Annotated in this window: 14 protein-coding genes and 1 pseudogene; 8 read left to right on the top strand and 7 right to left on the bottom strand. The window is 73.7% G+C overall.

Features of this window, described 5'->3' with window-relative positions:
• Window positions 1–99: 99 nt before the first annotated feature.
• Window positions 100–870, top strand: a complete 771-nt coding sequence (locus ACTFAP_RS15320) for a diacylglycerol kinase family protein (protein ID WP_390115991.1) — start codon at window positions 100–102, stop codon at window positions 868–870.
• On the opposite strand, the gene ACTFAP_RS15315 is transcribed toward ACTFAP_RS15320, so the two are convergent.
• Window positions 867–1,448, bottom strand: coding sequence for a MarR family transcriptional regulator (locus ACTFAP_RS15315; protein WP_495681143.1), 582 nt, complete (start codon window positions 1,446–1,448; stop codon window positions 867–869). The genes ACTFAP_RS15320 and ACTFAP_RS15315 overlap by 4 nt on opposite strands.
• Before the next feature lie 66 nt (window positions 1,449–1,514).
• On the opposite strand from ACTFAP_RS15315, the gene ACTFAP_RS15310 reads away from it, so the two are divergent.
• The 7 genes from ACTFAP_RS15310 to ACTFAP_RS15280 all read left to right on the top strand — a co-directional run bounded on the left by ACTFAP_RS15310 (window position 1,515) and on the right by ACTFAP_RS15280 (window position 7,691).
• The gene (locus ACTFAP_RS15310) at window positions 1,515–2,435 is read left to right on the top strand and encodes an ABC transporter ATP-binding protein (RefSeq protein WP_500466597.1); all 921 of its coding nucleotides are present in this window, start codon (window positions 1,515–1,517) and stop codon (window positions 2,433–2,435) included.
• Window positions 2,432–4,111, top strand: a complete 1,680-nt coding sequence (locus ACTFAP_RS15305; RefSeq protein WP_500466596.1) for an ABC transporter permease — start codon at window positions 2,432–2,434, stop codon at window positions 4,109–4,111. The genes ACTFAP_RS15310 and ACTFAP_RS15305 overlap by 4 nt, the downstream gene beginning before the upstream one ends.
• A 248-nt stretch (window positions 4,112–4,359) precedes the next feature.
• A complete protein-coding gene (locus ACTFAP_RS15300) occupies window positions 4,360–4,959 on the top strand; it encodes a hypothetical protein (RefSeq protein ID WP_495681141.1) in 600 nt (199 codons plus the stop codon).
• A gap of 11 nt (window positions 4,960–4,970) precedes the next feature.
• Entirely contained in the window at window positions 4,971–5,798 is an 828-nt protein-coding gene (locus tag ACTFAP_RS15295; protein WP_400011985.1) for a class F sortase, read from the top strand.
• Window positions 5,799–5,897: 99 nt separating this feature from the next.
• The gene (locus tag ACTFAP_RS15290) at window positions 5,898–6,266 is read left to right on the top strand and encodes a YbjQ family protein (RefSeq protein WP_390115979.1); all 369 of its coding nucleotides are present in this window, start codon (window positions 5,898–5,900) and stop codon (window positions 6,264–6,266) included.
• A gap of 9 nt (window positions 6,267–6,275) precedes the next feature.
• On the top strand, window positions 6,276–6,878 hold the full coding sequence (locus ACTFAP_RS15285) for a DUF7691 family protein (RefSeq protein ID WP_495681140.1): 603 nt from the start codon (window positions 6,276–6,278) through the stop codon (window positions 6,876–6,878).
• Between the two features lie 99 nt (window positions 6,879–6,977).
• Window positions 6,978–7,691 carry a bleomycin resistance protein gene (locus tag ACTFAP_RS15280; protein WP_500466595.1) on the top strand — a complete coding sequence of 238 codons (714 nt, stop codon included), beginning with the start codon at window positions 6,978–6,980 and terminating at the stop codon, window positions 7,689–7,691.
• Window positions 7,692–8,415: 724 nt separating this feature from the next.
• Here the strand turns inward: ACTFAP_RS15280 and kynU are convergent.
• The 6 genes and pseudogenes from kynU to ACTFAP_RS15250 all read right to left on the bottom strand — a co-directional run.
• Window positions 8,416–9,657: pseudogene (kynU, locus tag ACTFAP_RS15275) on the bottom strand (kynureninase); the annotation flags it as partial.
• Window positions 9,650–10,471 (bottom strand): tryptophan 2,3-dioxygenase, encoded by an 822-nt coding sequence (locus ACTFAP_RS15270; protein ID WP_500466594.1) that lies wholly within the window; start codon window positions 10,469–10,471, stop codon window positions 9,650–9,652. The gene ACTFAP_RS15270 and the pseudogene kynU, both read right to left, overlap by 8 nt.
• A gap of 166 nt (window positions 10,472–10,637) precedes the next feature.
• A complete protein-coding gene (locus tag ACTFAP_RS15265; RefSeq protein WP_390115971.1) occupies window positions 10,638–11,051 on the bottom strand; it encodes a DUF3151 domain-containing protein in 414 nt (137 codons plus the stop codon).
• 51 nt (window positions 11,052–11,102) lie between these two features.
• Window positions 11,103–12,125 (bottom strand): class II fructose-bisphosphate aldolase, encoded by a 1,023-nt coding sequence (gene fbaA / locus ACTFAP_RS15260; RefSeq protein WP_400011992.1) that lies wholly within the window; start codon window positions 12,123–12,125, stop codon window positions 11,103–11,105.
• Window positions 12,126–12,274: 149 nt separating this feature from the next.
• Entirely contained in the window at window positions 12,275–12,811 is a 537-nt protein-coding gene (pyrE, locus tag ACTFAP_RS15255; protein ID WP_030733069.1) for an orotate phosphoribosyltransferase, read from the bottom strand.
• Window positions 12,812–12,822: 11 nt separating this feature from the next.
• Entirely contained in the window at window positions 12,823–13,686 is an 864-nt protein-coding gene (locus tag ACTFAP_RS15250; protein ID WP_500466593.1) for an aldose epimerase family protein, read from the bottom strand.
• Between the last annotated feature and the right edge of the window lie 3 nt (window positions 13,687–13,689).

Genomic DNA, 13,689 nt, shown 5'->3' with positions numbered 1-13,689 from the left:
ACCCCTTCCGAGCGGGGCATTGGAAAGTCAGCTGCCCCGGATCGACGAAACCCCTGGCGCAATCGCGACAGGGGCTCTTGCACAGAGAGCTTACGGGAGATGGGGGCGGGAGGCGAACAGGTGCTCATCGTCATCGACCCGGCGGCACGGCGTGCGGATGGGGAATCGGTAAGGATCGCGCGCGATGTGCTGTGCGCGGGTGTGGGGGCGGGTGAGGCCAAGGTCCGCATGCTGGAGGGCCCGCAGGCGATGTCGAGGGCGCTGGCCCGGCGCGGCAGCCACCGGGTGGTGATCGTCGGGGACGACCGGGCGCTGGTCCGCGCGGTACGGGCGCTGCACCGCGCGGGTGAGCTGGCGGTGGCGCCGCTGGCGATGGTGCCGGTGGGCGCGGGTCCGGCGGTGGCGCTGGCGCGCGGCCTCGGGGTGCCGACGGACGCGGTGGCCGCCTCGCGGGCGGTGCTGGCGGGCGCGGACCGCCCGCTGGACCTGCTGACGGACGACGCGGGGGACGTGGTGCTCGGGGCGCTGGGCATTCCGGCGCCGCGTCCGCCGGTGGTGCCGTGGTGGCGGCGCGGGTTCGGCGCCGCCCAGGTCCGCGGTGAGCGGCTGCGGGTGGAGGCGGACGGGCGGGTGCTGGTGGTCGGCGACCGGCCGGTGACGGCGGTGTCGGTGCGGGCCGCGGGCGGACTGGCCGAGGTGGTGGTCCGGGGTGGGTCCGAGCTACGGGTGCGGGCGGCGTCGGTGACGGTGACCGGGCAGACGGGGCAGGGGTTCCGGTACCGGGCGGACGCGATGGACTGCGGGCCGACCCGGGCGCGGACCTGGACCGTGCTGGAGGGTGGACTGCGGCTGCGGATGCCGCGGGGTTAGTCGGCGGCGGGGGGCAGGGCTGTGCCCATGGTGCCGGTGCTGGTGCCGTTGCCGTTGCCCGCATGGGTGCCGGTGCCGCCGGCGACGGCCTGGCGGGCCCGCCAGCGTTCCAGCATCCCGCCCAGCTCCTCTTGGAGGTAGACCATGAAGTCGGCGGTCTCGGCGAGCCGTTCGGCTGCCTGGGTGCCAGTGCCGACGACCGCGGCACCGGCCCGCATGCTGGCCGTCCAGCGCGCGATGATCGGGTCGCGGTGGAGCAGGGCCGCGAACCAGACGTCCTGGTGGAGGCGGTAGCGCTCGCGCCGGGAGCCGGGCTCGCGTTCGCGGCTGACCATGTGCACGTTGGCGAGGTAGCGCACGCCGCCGGAGACGGCGGCCGGGCTGACCTGGAGCCGGCGGCCGATCTCGGCGGCGCTGAGGACCCCCTCCTCCGAGGCCATCAGGCAGGCGAAGATCCTGGCCGGCATCCGGGCCATGCCGGCTTCGATGAGGTCGGCGGCGAACCGTTCCACGAAGGCCGCCACGGCTGCCTCGTCCCGGGGCTGCTGATCGTTCACCTGCTCATACTCCCATCTCATCGCCGGCCGCCCCCCTTGGCGCTTTCTTAACTTCACACATTACTGAAAGTTCGATAACTTCGAGAGATGACCCAGGCAACTCCCCCCACCGCCATCGAGGTGACGGGGCTCGTGAAGACCTTCGGCAGGACCCGCGCCCTCGACGGCCTCGACCTGACCGTCCGCTCCGGCGAGGTGCACGGCTTCCTCGGCCCCAACGGCGCCGGCAAATCCACCACCATCCGTGTCCTGCTCGGCCTGCTGCGCGCCGACACCGGAACGGCCACACTGCTCGGCGGCGACCCCTGGGCCGACGCGGTGGCCCTGCACCGGCGGCTGGCCTACGTACCGGGCGACGTCGAACTGTGGCCCTCCCTCACCGGCGGTGAGGCCATCGACCTCCTCGGCCGGCTGCGCGGCGGGCTCGACGCGCGGCGCCGCGCGGAGCTGATCGAGCGCTTCGACCTCGACCCGACGAAGAAGGGCCGCACCTACTCCAAGGGCAACCGGCAGAAGGTGGCCATCGTCGCCGCCCTCGCCTCCGACGCCGAACTCCTCCTGCTGGACGAGCCCACCGCCGGCCTCGACCCGCTCATGGAGGTCGTCTTCCAGGACGTCATCCTCCAGGCCAAGGCCGCCGGGAAGACCGTGCTGCTCTCCAGCCACATCCTGGCCCAGGTCGAGAAGCTGTGTGACCGGGTGAGCATCATCCGGCTCGGGAAGACCGTCCAGACCGGCACCCTCGAGGAGATGCGGCACCTGACCCGCACCACCATCGAGGCGGTCACCGAGCGCCCGGCGGCCGGGCTCGCCCAGGTCGCCGGGGTGCACGACCTGCGCGGCGGCGAGGCGCCCGGTGAGGTGCGCTTCACGGTGGACGGCGCCCGGCTGGACGCGGTGGTGCGGGAGCTGTCCGGGTACGGGGTCAGGTCGCTGGTCAGCCATCCGCCGACCCTCGAGGAACTCATGCTGCGGCACTACGGCGACGAACTGGCGGCCCACCGGTGACCGCCGCCACCACGACGGCGCCCGGCACCGCGCCCCTCCCCCCGCCCACCCGGGACAGTGCCCCGGCCGGCGCGCTGACCGGCACCGGAGTCCTGCTGCGCTTCGCGCTGCGCCGCGACCGGGTACGGCTGCCGGTGTGGATCGGCGCCCTCGTCCTGGGCACCGCCTCCTCGCTCTCCAGCTTCGAGTCCACCTACGCGGACGCCGCCGACCGGCAGGCCGTCGCCGACACCCTCGGCAGCCCGGCCGGGCTCGCCATGACCGGCCCGGCCCGCTATCTGGAGGGGGACTACGGCTTCGGCGCGATGCTCGGCCACCAGATGCTCGGCTTCGTCCTGGTCGTGGTCGGACTCATGAGTGTCCTCACGGTGGTGCGGCACACGCGGGCCGAGGAGGAGAGCGGGCGCGCCGAACTGCTGCGGGCCGGCGTGCTGGGGCGGCACGCCCAGCTGGCGGCGGCGCTCGTGCTCGCCGCCCTCGCCAACGCGCTGCTGGGCCTCGGGGTGACGGCCGCCGTGGGGGGGCAGGGCGCCACAGGCGCGCTGCTGTACGGGGCGGCGCACACCGCCACCGGGCTCGTGTTCGCGGCGCTGGCGGCCGTCGCCGTACAGATCACCCCGTACGCGCGCGGTGCCTCCGGCCTGGGGCTGGCCGCCATCGGGGTGGCGTACGCGCTGCGGGCGGTCGGCGACGTGGGCGGGGACGGCGGCGGCGGCGCGCTGTCGTGGCTGTCGCCGATCGGGTGGGCGCAGCGGACCTATGTGTTCGCCGGTGACCACTGGTGGCCGCTGCTGCTGTCGGTGGGGCTGGCGGCGGCCGGCGGGTGGGGCGCGTTCGCCCTGTCGGTACGCCGGGACGTGGGCGCCGGGTTGCGCGCGCAGCGGCTGGGCTCCCCGACCGGTTCCGCCGCCCTCGGACACCCGCTGGGGTTCGCGCTGCGGCTGCACCGGGGCGTCCTGGTGGCGTTCGCCGCCGGGCTCGCGCTGCTGGGGGTGATGTACGGCTCGATCCTGGGCGACGTCGAGAAGATGATCGAGGACATCGAGGCGGTGCGGGAGCAGGTGGCGCGGGCCGGCGGGGCGACCGTGGCCGAGTCCTTCCTGTCCGTGGTGCTGATCGTCCCGGCGATCGTGGCGGCGGTGTACGTGGTGATGGCGGCGCTGCGGCCGCACGCCGAGGAGAGCGCGGGGCGGGCGGAGCCGGTGCTGGCGACGGGCCTGTCCCGTACCCGGTGGGCCGGTTCCCATCTGCTGGTGGCGCTGGCGGGCGGCACCGCCGTGCTGGCGGTGGGCGGTCTCGCCCTCGGCGCCACCGGCGCGCTGTCGGGATCGGACGGCGCGCTGCTGTGGAAGACGCTGGGCGCGGCGCTGGCGTACGCCCCCGCGCTGTGGGTCACGGCCGGGCTCGCGGCGGTGCTGTACGGATGGTTCCCGCGCGCGAGCCCCGCCGCGTGGATCGTGCCGGCGTACGCATTCGTGTGCGGCTATCTGGGGGAATTGATCGGCTTCCCCTCCTGGCTGAACGATCTCTCCCCCTTCGGCCATGTCCCGCAGCTGCCCGCGGCGGCCCTGGACGGGGCCGCGTGGCTGTCCCTGCTGACGCTCACCGCGCTGGCCGCGGCCCTGCTGGCGCTTGGCCTGGCGGGCTTCGGCAGGCGGGATCTGGACACCAAGTAGGGCACCGAGCAGGGCCCGCGGAAGCACCGCGCGGGAGCACAATGGAAGGGAGGGAGGGCGGCATCGCGTCCCCTTCCCGCAGACGCCCGGCCGTCCTTTCCCCCGAGGGGCGACCGGGCCCTTCCGTAGGCCGTCGCGGTGCACCCGTACCCCGGTACGGAGCAACGCGGCACCCGCAGGGACGCACTCCGGATGCGGATCACATGACCCGCTGTTCGCATAGGTGACAACCCGTCACGCCACCGCGCGTGCCGTTCGCCGACGACCCGGAGGTCATCGCTCCTATGAAGTCCCAGTCACCGCGAAGGACGTCCTCGACCGGGCGCCGCCTGGTCACCGGCGTCGCCGCCGCCTTTCTGACCCTCGGTCTGGCCGCCGCTCCCGCCGTCGCCGGAGGCGACAACAAGGGCAGCCAGACCACCAACCCGCCGCTGTCCATCAGCCCGAGCGCTGGCGGTGCCGGTACCTCGGTCACCGTCCGGTCCACCTGCCAGCCGGGCGGGCCCGCCACCTCGGAGGCGTTCCAGGCCGACATCAACCTGTCCACCAAGGAGTCGGACGGTCGCTGGGCCGGCACCGGCAAGATCAGGACCAGCGGCCTGACCATCGGCAAGAGCTACCCGGTCACCCTGGTCTGCGCCGATGGCGTCACCCTGACGACCAACTTCACCTTCACCTCGGCGACCCCCTCCGGTGGCGCGGGGGCCGGCTTCGGCGGCACGGCGGACGGTGGCAGCACCGCCCAGACCACGGCGCTGGCCGTCGGCGGCGGTCTCGCCGTCGCCGGTGCGGTGGGTTACGTGTTCCTCGCCCGGCGCCGCCGCTCCGCCGGTAACCACTACTACTGATGGGCACGAGCGTGACTGAGATCCTGCGCGGCCTCCTGGGCGGTCCGGCCGCTCTCGTACGCCGGGCGGGCGAGCGCTACCGTTGCGCCCGCTCCCGTCCGGGTACCCCGAGCGGACGGCGCCGTCCGGCGCCGCGCGGGCGGGGTCTCAGGCACGCCGCTGCCCAGCGTCCGGCCTCCAGCCTGACCCGGTTCCAACGGCTCGCGCGCCGCAGCCGCCGCTACGAGGTGGCGGCTGCGGTGGCGGCGGTGACGGTCGGTCTGACGGCCGGCATCTGGCCGCCCGAGCCGGTGATCGAGTTCGGCAAGCAGCAGACCGCCGCGGCCGAGGCCGAGGCCAGCCCGACGATCGGTCCCTCCTACACCGGCGCCGAGGGATACGGGGCCCCGTTGCCCCGCTCCCGCCCGACCCGGGTCCGCGTCCCGTCCCTGGGCACGGACGTCGAGGTCTTCGGCGCCCAGCTCGACCCCGACGGCGGCCCGCCCACCCCGGCCGAGGAGGACGCCATGCGCGCCGCCTGGTACTCCGGCGGTGTCTCCCCCGGTGAGCGCGGGGCGGCCCTGCTGGTCGGCCACCTCGACACGTACGTCGGCCCGGCGGCCTTCGCCGGCCTGGCGAACCTCCAGCCCGGCGAGACGGTCGAGGTCGACCGGGAGGACGGCACCATGGCGACCTTCATCGTGGACGCGGTGGAGATGTACGCCAAGAACAACTTCCCCTCCGACCTCGTCTACGGCTCGGACGACACCCCCCAGCTCCGCCTGATCACCTGCGGCGGCGCCTGGTCGGCGGAGACGGGCTACGACTCCAACATCGTGGCGTACACGCACCTGGCATGACCCCACCCCGGTGCCGGGCTTCCCGCCCGGCCCACGGCCCGGCCGGCGGCGTCCTCACGCCTTCTCGCCATCACCGGCCGCCCGTCCTAGGGTTGGGACATGAGCATCGACGATTTCGGCGGCGGCCCGAGCGCGGCCGCGGGAGTGCTGGTGGTCACGACCAACGACGTTCCGGGGCGCCGGGTCACCGAGGTGATCGGTGAGGTCTTCGGGCTGACGGTGCGCTCGCGCAACCTCGGCAGCCAGATCGGTTCCGGCATCAAGTCGATGTTCGGCGGCGAACTGCGCGGGCTGACCAAGACGCTCGCCGAGTCCCGGGCCCAGGCCGTGGAGCGGCTGATGGAACAGGCCCGGGCGCGCGGCGCCAACGCGGTGCTGGCGATGCGGTACGAGGTGAGCACGGCGGACTTCGGCACCGAGGTGTGTGCGTACGGCACGGCGGTCCGCCTGGCGGACGCCGACTCCTAGACTCGCGCCATGAGTTACGCACTGAGCCTGTATCTCGTCGATCCCGCGCTGGTGCGCGGGATCGTCGGTGGCGGGGACGAGAAGCAGCGGCGGATGATGGGCGGCCGCTTCAAGCGGGAACTCGCCCAGGACGACGAGTGGTTCGCCGATCGGATAGCCGAGGGGGCGCCCACGGCGTACGAGGCGCTGCGTGCGGTGATCGACGGTGGCCCGTTCGAGAAGGCGCACGCCTTCCAGTACGCGTACGCCTACCGGCGGATCTGTGCCTTCCACGGCAAGCCGCTGGACAACAACAGCTTCTCGCCCTTCCGGTACGGATGGCTGAGCCGGGTGGACGAGGGCCTGGCGCGGCTGGGCATCACCGCGGTGGAGGTCAGCTCCTTCACGTACCACGACTTCCCCGGCCCGCTGCCCCGCCCCGACGACGTGCCGGGGCACGGCGTGTGGAGCGCGGCCGACTGTGCCCGCGCGCTGACGGAGTGGGAGTCCACCACCCCTGAGCAGCGGTCCGCGCTGGACGGGGAGGTCCTGGAGGCCGTCGAGTCGATCGCGGAGTGGCTGCGCCGGGCGGCGGCGAAGCCGGGCGCGGGGGTCATGGGGTTCTTCGCCTGAGCCGGAGCACCGCCGCGCGCCGTCACCGTGGCCGGCGGTACGCGGCGATGCTCCGCGCCGCCACAGGCGCCGCTAGTCAAATTTGACTAGACTCCCGGCATGACCGAGAAGACCATTCCGCTCCTCACCTGCCCGGCCATCGCGCCGGTCGCCGAGTTCTACACCGCGCTCGGCTTCACGGTGACCTTCGAGCAGCACCGCCCGTACGCCTACCTCGTCGTCGAACGCGGCACGGTCGAGCTCCAGTTCTTCGGCATGAAGGACTTCGACCCGGCCACCTCCCTCGGCGGCTGCTACATCCTCACCGACGAGGTCGACGCCCTCCACGAGATCTTCCGCGCCGGCCTCAAGGAGACCTACGGCAAGGTGCCCACCCGCGGGATACCCCGGATCGGGCCGGTGAAGGACATGGCGTACGGCATACGGCAGTTCCTCATGACCGATCCCGGCGGGAACTCGATCCGGGTCGGGCAGCCGACCGGCGGCGACGGCCACTTCGAACCCGCGCCCCAGGACACCTTCGACCGCGCCCTGCACTTCGCGGTGCTCTTCGCCGACTCCAAGGAGGACCTGCCGGCCGCCACCAAGGTGCTGGACCGGGTGCTGGCCCTGACCCACCAGCGGCCCACGCCCGTGCAGCTCGCGCGGCTGCTGATCCTGCGCGCCGATGTCGCGCACCGCGCCGGGGAGGACGCGGCCACCCTCGTCCGGCGCCTGGACGAGGCGGCGGCTGTCCCGCTCTCCGACGCGGAACGGGCCACCGTCCCCGACGACCTCGCCCGGCTCGCCGAACTGCGGCTCAGCCTCGCCTGAGGAGGTCGAGCAGCCGGGCACCGGCCGCCGTACCGGGATCCATCGGCGCGTAGTGCCCGATGTCCGGCAGCGGGATCACCGTGGCGCCGTGCCGGGTGGCGTACGCCAGCGAGTGGGCGAGCGGCACCTGCCCGTCCTCCGTGCCGTGCAGCACGGTCACCGGGCCCGGCGGGGTGGGCAGGCGCAGCGGATCGGCCTGCGGGTGCGGCCCGCCCAGGTGGGCGCGGACCGCGCCCGCGCCCAGGCCCAGCCGGTCGGCAGCGGCCAGGTCGGCGACCGGGGAAACCACGACCGTACGGGCCACCCGCCGGTGGTCGCGGGCCGCCGCCCACAGCGCCAGCTGGCCGCCGGCCGAGTGGCCGGCCAGGGTGAGGGGGGCGCTGCCCGGCAGCGCGTCCAGGGCGGCGCGCACGTCCTCGGCGGCGTGCGGCCAGCATCCCGGTCCCCGGCGGTACTCGATCAGTGCCGCCGGGACGCCGTGCCCGGCCAGCGCCGCCGCGAGCGGGGCCAGATGGGCGCGGTCGTAGCGCTCGCGCCACCAGCCGCCGTGCACGATCGCCACTTTCGGGTCCCCGTCCCCGTACAGATCGACGAGTTGTGCGGAGTGCGGGCCGTACCGCACGGTGCGGACGGGCGGGGCCGGGGGCCGGGAGAGCAGCACGGCGGCCTCGTCGGCGTCCCGGCCGGTGTCCGGCGCCCCGGCGCCCGGGGGCGGCGCCGGGGTCCCGGCGAGCACCTCGGTCAGCACCCGCGCCGCGCGGTCCGCGTCCGCGAAGGAGGTGTACAGCGGGGTGAAGCCGAAGCGCAGCACGTCCGGTTCACGGAAGTCCGCCACCACCCCGCGCCGGGTCAGCTCCGCAGTGACCCGGCGCGCGTCCGGGCAGCGCAGGGCGACCTGGCTGCCGCGCCGGTCCGGGTCGGCGGGGGTGAGGCTGGGCAGCAGCCCGGCCAGCCGGCGTTCGAAGAAGGCGGTCAGGGCCAGGCTCTTGGCCCGCACCTGGGCCATGTCGACCCCGTCCCACACCTCCAGCGCGGCCTCCAGGGCGAGCAGCGACAGGATCTCCGGGGTGCCGACCCGGCCGCGCGGGGCGCCGTCGGCCGGGCGGTAGCGGGGGGACATCGCGAACGGTTCCGCGTGCGAGTTCCACCCGGGGAGCGGCGAGTCGAACGCGTCCTGGTGCCCGGCGCGCACGTACAGGAACGCGGGGGCGCCGGGGCCGCCGTTCAGGTACTTGTAGGTGCAGCCGACCGCGAAGTCCACGCCGTCCGCGTCCAGCGCGAGCGGCAGGGCGCCCGCGCTGTGGCACAGGTCCCACACCGCCCGGGCGCCCGCCGCGTGGACCGCCGCCGTGATGCCGGGCAGGTCGCGCAGTTCGCCGGTGCGGTAGTCCACGTGGTTGATGAGCACCGCGGCCGTACGCGGTCCGGCCTCCCGCGCGATCCGCTCGGCGGGGACGGGGCGCAGCGTCCGGCCCGTCAGCCGGGCCGCGGAGTCCGCTATGTAGCCGTCGGTGGGGAAAGTGGTGGCGTCCACCAGGATCTCGTCGCGGTCGGAGGGCGCGATCCGGATCGCGGCGACCATGGCCTTGAAGACGTTCACGCTCGTCGAGTCGCCCACCACCACCTGGCCGGGTGCGGCCCCGAGCAGCGGGGCGATCCGGTCGCCGACCCGTTCGGGGGCGGTCCACCAGCCGGACTCGGTCCACGAGCGGATCCGCAGCTGCCCCCACTCGCGGGACACCACCTCGGCGAGGCGGTCCGGGACCGTACGGGGCAGGGCGCCCAGCGAGTTGCCGTCGAGGTAGACGGTGTCGTCCAGGACGAACGCGGCGCGTGTGGTGCGCAGCGGGTCGGCCGCGTCCAGCCGCCGTGCCTCGGCCCCGGGTCCGCTCCTGTTCCCGGCCACGGCCGGTGTCCCGGCCCCGGTGTCTGCCTCGGTCTCCGTGCCGGTGCCGGCCTCAGACATAGCTGCGCGCCGTCCACAGTTCGGGGAAGACGTTCTTGGCGGCACGTTTCTCCAGCCAGGCGACCCCGGCGGAGCCGGCCGTCCCGGTCTTGCCGCCCATCGCCCGCCGGGTGGCGACCAGATGGTCGTTGCGCCAGCGCCACACGAGTTCGGCCACCTCGGTCAGCGCCTCCCCCAGCGTCTGGAGGGGGCCGCCGTCGGCCGCGTACACCCGCTGCCAGGCCGCCTCCACCGCCGGGTGCGGCACGTAACGGGCGCTGAAGTCGCGGCCGAGCACCTCGGCGGGCAGCGGCCGGTCGCCGTGCCGGGAGAGGTAGGCCAGTGCCTCGTCGTACAGGCCGGGCTCGTGCAGGGCCTTGGCCAGCTCGTCGTGGACCTTCGGGGTGCCGCGGTGCGGGACCAGCATGGCGGCGGACTTCTCGCCGAGCAGGAACTCCATCCGCCGGTACATCGCCGACTGGAAGCCCGAGCCCTCCCCCAGCGCGGCCCGGTAGGCGTTGAACTGCCCGGGGGTGAGGTGGGCCAGCGGCTCCCAGGAGGCGTTGAGCGCGCTCAGCTCGTACCCGGAGCGGCGCAGCGCCGCCAGCGCGCGCGGGAGGTCATCACCGCGCAGCGCGTCGGCGGCGGTCCGCCATTCGTGCACGATCACGGTGAACCACAGCTCCATGACCTGGGTGGTGACGAGGAACGCCATCTCGCCCGGGTCCTTCGAGAGCGGGCGCTGGAGGTGGGTCAGCACCTCGGCCCGTACATAGTCCTCGTACGGCGTGCTGCCGTCGTAGTGCAGCGTCGGCTCGCCGGGGGTGTCCGACATCTCGCTCGCTCCTTCACGCTGGTCCGTACACCTGCGTACTTCCCGGGATCGCCGGGGTACAGCCGCAGAGTACGTCCCTGGGGCCCGAAGAGCGCCCCCGCGTGGTACGCGGGGGCGCTCTCGTCGTCATGGGCGTCGCGGGGGCCCGGGGATCAGGTGCGGAGGTTCAGGACAGCGTCTGGGCCGCGGTGGGCGAGCTGTCGCGCAGGAAAGTCGTGCAGCGCTCGTACTCCTCCTGCTCCCCGATGGCCTGCGCGGCGCGGGCCAGCGCGTGCAGGGCGCGCAGGAAGCCCCGGTTCGGCTCGTGCTCGAACGGGATGGGGCCGTGCCCCTTCCAGCCGCTGCGGCGCAGCGCGTCCAGGCCGCGGTGGTACCCGGTGCGGGCGTACGCGTACGAGGCGACGGCAGCGCCCTCGGCGAACGCGTCGTCGGCGAGCTGGGCCCAGGCCAGGGAGGAGGCCGGGTACTTGGCGGCCACCTCGGAGGGGGCGGTGCCGGACGCGAGCAGCTCGCGCGGCTCCGGGTCGTCGGGCAGGTGGGTCGGGGGCGGACCCCCGAGCAGGTTCTCGTGAAGGGACATGTGGTCCAGTCTGCCTGCTCGGGGGCGCCTTTCACCTCGGTGCCCGGGGTGTCACTTGAGGCGGGTGCCGGTGGAACGCAGGTCGCCGCAGGCCTGGGTGACGCGGGCGGCCATGCCGGCCTCGGCGAGCTTGCCCCAGCTGCGCGGGTCGTAGGTCTTCTTGTCGCCGACCTCGCCGTCGACCTTCAGCACGCCCTCGTAGTTGCGGAGCATGTGGTCGGCGACGGGCCGGGTGAAGGCGTACTGGGTGTCGGTGTCGAGGTTCATCTTCACCACGCCGTTGCCGAGCGCGGTGGCGATCTCCTCGCGGGTGGAGCCGGATCCGCCGTGGAAGACGAAGTCGAAGGGGCTCTGCTTGCCGTAGCGCTCGCCGACGCCCTCCTGGAGGTCCTTGAGCAGTTCGGGGCGGAGCACGACGTTGCCGGGCTTGTAGACGCCGTGCACGTTGCCGAAGGAGGCGGCCAGCAGGTAGCGGCCCTTCTCGCCCAGGCCCAGCGCCTCGGCGGTGCGCAGGGCGTCGTCGACGGTGGTGTACAGCTTGTCGTTGATCTCGTGGGTGACGCCGTCCTCCTCACCGCCGGTGGGGGTGATCTCCACCTCCAGCACGATCTTGGCGGCGGCGGCGAGGGCCAGCAGCTCCTCGGCGATCTCCAGGTTGTCCTTGAGGGTCTCGGCGGAGCCGTCCCACATGTGCGACTGGAAGAGGGGGTTGAGGCCGCGGTCGACGCGCTCCTTGGAAAGCTGGAGCAGCGGGCGCACGTAGCCGTCCAGCTTGTCCTTGGGACAGTGGTCGGTGTGCAGCGCGATGTTCACCGGGTACTTCGCGGCGACGACGTGGGCGAACTCGGCCAGCGCGGTGGCGCCGGAGACCATGTCCTTGTCGTACTGGCCGCCCAGGAACTCGGCGCCGCCCGTGGAGATCTGTACGATGCCGTCGCTCTCCGCCTCGGCGAAGCCGCGCAGTGCGGCGTGCAGGGTCTGCGTCGAGGTGACGTTGATGGCGGGGTAGGCGAACTGGCCTGCCTTCGCCCGGTCGAGCATCTCGTTGTAGACCTCGGGAGTTGCGATGGGCATCTGTCCGCTCCTTGGTATCCGTGCGGTTCCGCGTCCCGCCCATCCTCCCAGACCGGAACAGATGCACCAGTGTGGCGGCCGCCATATGCACAGAGAGTCACCGTTTCACGTGAAACAGTGACTCTCCGCGATAACTGCTGGCGGGGGCGTCAGCCCAGGCCCAGCTCCGGCAGGCCGTAGATCTGCACATACGGCAGCCCCGCGGCCTCGACGGCCGGCGCCGCGCCGCGTTCGATGATCACGGCGACCGCGACCACCTCGGCACCGGCCTCACGCACCGCGGCCACCGCCTCCAGCGCCGAGGAACCGGTGGTGGAAGTGTCCTCGACCACCAGCACCCGACGGCCCGCCACGTCGGGGCCCTCCACCCGGCGCTGGAGTCCGTGCACCTTCTGCGCCTTGCGCACCACGAACGCGTCCAGCCGGCGGCCACGCGCGGCCGCCGCGTGCAGCATCGACGCGGCCACCGGATCGGCGCCCAGCGTCAACCCGCCCACCGCGTCGTACTCCAGATGCGCGGTGGCCTCCAGCAGCACCTCGCCCACCAGCGGGGCGGCCTCCCCGTCCAGGGTGATCCGCCGCAGGTCGACGTAGTAGTCGGACTCCACCCCGGAGGAGAGGGTCACCTTGCCGTACACCACGGCCTTGTTCTGAATCTGCCGCAGCAGGGTCTCACGCGCGTTCATGAAAGCCGACATTACGGCAGCCGCCGCCAGGTCCAGACCGTGGAGATCTCCAGCGGCTCGATGGGAGTGACCAGGTGCGGGGTGGTGTTCAGCCCGTTCGGCGGCCCCGACTGCGGCTCCACGCACAGCGCTTCGGCCACCTCGTCGTAGATCACCACCCACTCGCTGCGGCTCGCGACCTTCAGTTCCAGCTGCCCGGGCCAGGTCAGGGTGACGTCCACCCCCTCCGGCATCCCGAAGCAGTCGTCCCACGGCCCCTGCAGCGGCGTGATGCGCCGCCCGGTGGGCAGATGGTCGTCGCCGCGCTCCTCCTGCCAGCCGGCGCTGAAACCCAGCTCCGCGCCCGGAGCGCCGGGGGTGAGATGCCGCAGGAACCAGGGGTGCCAGCCGGCCTGCGCGGGGAAGGACACCTTGGCGGTCTCCACCCCCAGGGTGAGCGTCAGCCCACTGCCATCCTCGGCCAGTTCGACGCGCTGGGTCACCGTGCCCGCGTACGGCCAGGGGTCGCCCTGCTCGCCGGCGCCGATCGCGCGGCTGAACACCGCCGAGCGCTCATCGGCCCGCAGCGTCCGCCACGGCCTGCCCCGTACCGTGCCGTGCATGGCGTGCCGCTGGCCCTCGTCCACCGGCAGCTGGTGCGAAATCCCGCCGTTGCGGAACCGGCCCTCGCGGGTGCGGCCGCACCAGGGGGCCATCACGAAGGAGCCGAAGCGCTCGCCCTGCCGCAGCAGTTCGGTGCCGTCGATCAGCAGCGAGGACAGCCGGGCGCCCTGGTCGGGGCGCACCGTCAGCCGGGTGCCGCCGGCACGCAGCGAGACGCCCTCCTCGGCACGGTCGTCCTGGCGGTCGGGGCGGTCTGAGTCATCCGTGGTCACCCG

The sequence above is a fragment of the Streptomyces sp. PH9007 genome (assembly GCF_059813725.1).
Note: the sequence above shows the minus strand (reverse complement) of the source record. Positions and strands in the feature narration are given on the sequence as shown.

Bases quoted from the DNA above. Each gene is read 5' to 3' on its own strand.
- ACTFAP_RS15290 (WP_390115979.1), top strand. From the start codon at position 5,898: ATGAGCATCGACGATTTCGGCGGCGGCCCGAGCGCGGCCGCGGGAGTG.
- ACTFAP_RS15280 (WP_500466595.1), top strand. From the start codon at position 6,978: ATGACCGAGAAGACCATTCCGCTCCTCACCTGCCCGGCCATCGCGCCG.
- ACTFAP_RS15265 (WP_390115971.1), bottom strand. From the start codon at position 11,051: ATGTCCCTTCACGAGAACCTGCTCGGGGGTCCGCCCCCGACCCACCTG.
- ACTFAP_RS15270 (WP_500466594.1), bottom strand. From the start codon at position 10,471: ATGTCGGACACCCCCGGCGAGCCGACGCTGCACTACGACGGCAGCACG.
- ACTFAP_RS15310 (WP_500466597.1), top strand. From the start codon at position 1,515: ATGACCCAGGCAACTCCCCCCACCGCCATCGAGGTGACGGGGCTCGTG.
- ACTFAP_RS15320 (WP_390115991.1), top strand. From the start codon at position 100: ATGGGGGCGGGAGGCGAACAGGTGCTCATCGTCATCGACCCGGCGGCA.
- fbaA (WP_400011992.1), bottom strand. From the start codon at position 12,125: ATGCCCATCGCAACTCCCGAGGTCTACAACGAGATGCTCGACCGGGCG.
- ACTFAP_RS15315 (WP_495681143.1), bottom strand. From the start codon at position 1,448: ATGAGATGGGAGTATGAGCAGGTGAACGATCAGCAGCCCCGGGACGAG.
- ACTFAP_RS15285 (WP_495681140.1), top strand. From the start codon at position 6,276: ATGAGTTACGCACTGAGCCTGTATCTCGTCGATCCCGCGCTGGTGCGC.
- pyrE (WP_030733069.1), bottom strand. From the start codon at position 12,811: ATGAACGCGCGTGAGACCCTGCTGCGGCAGATTCAGAACAAGGCCGTG.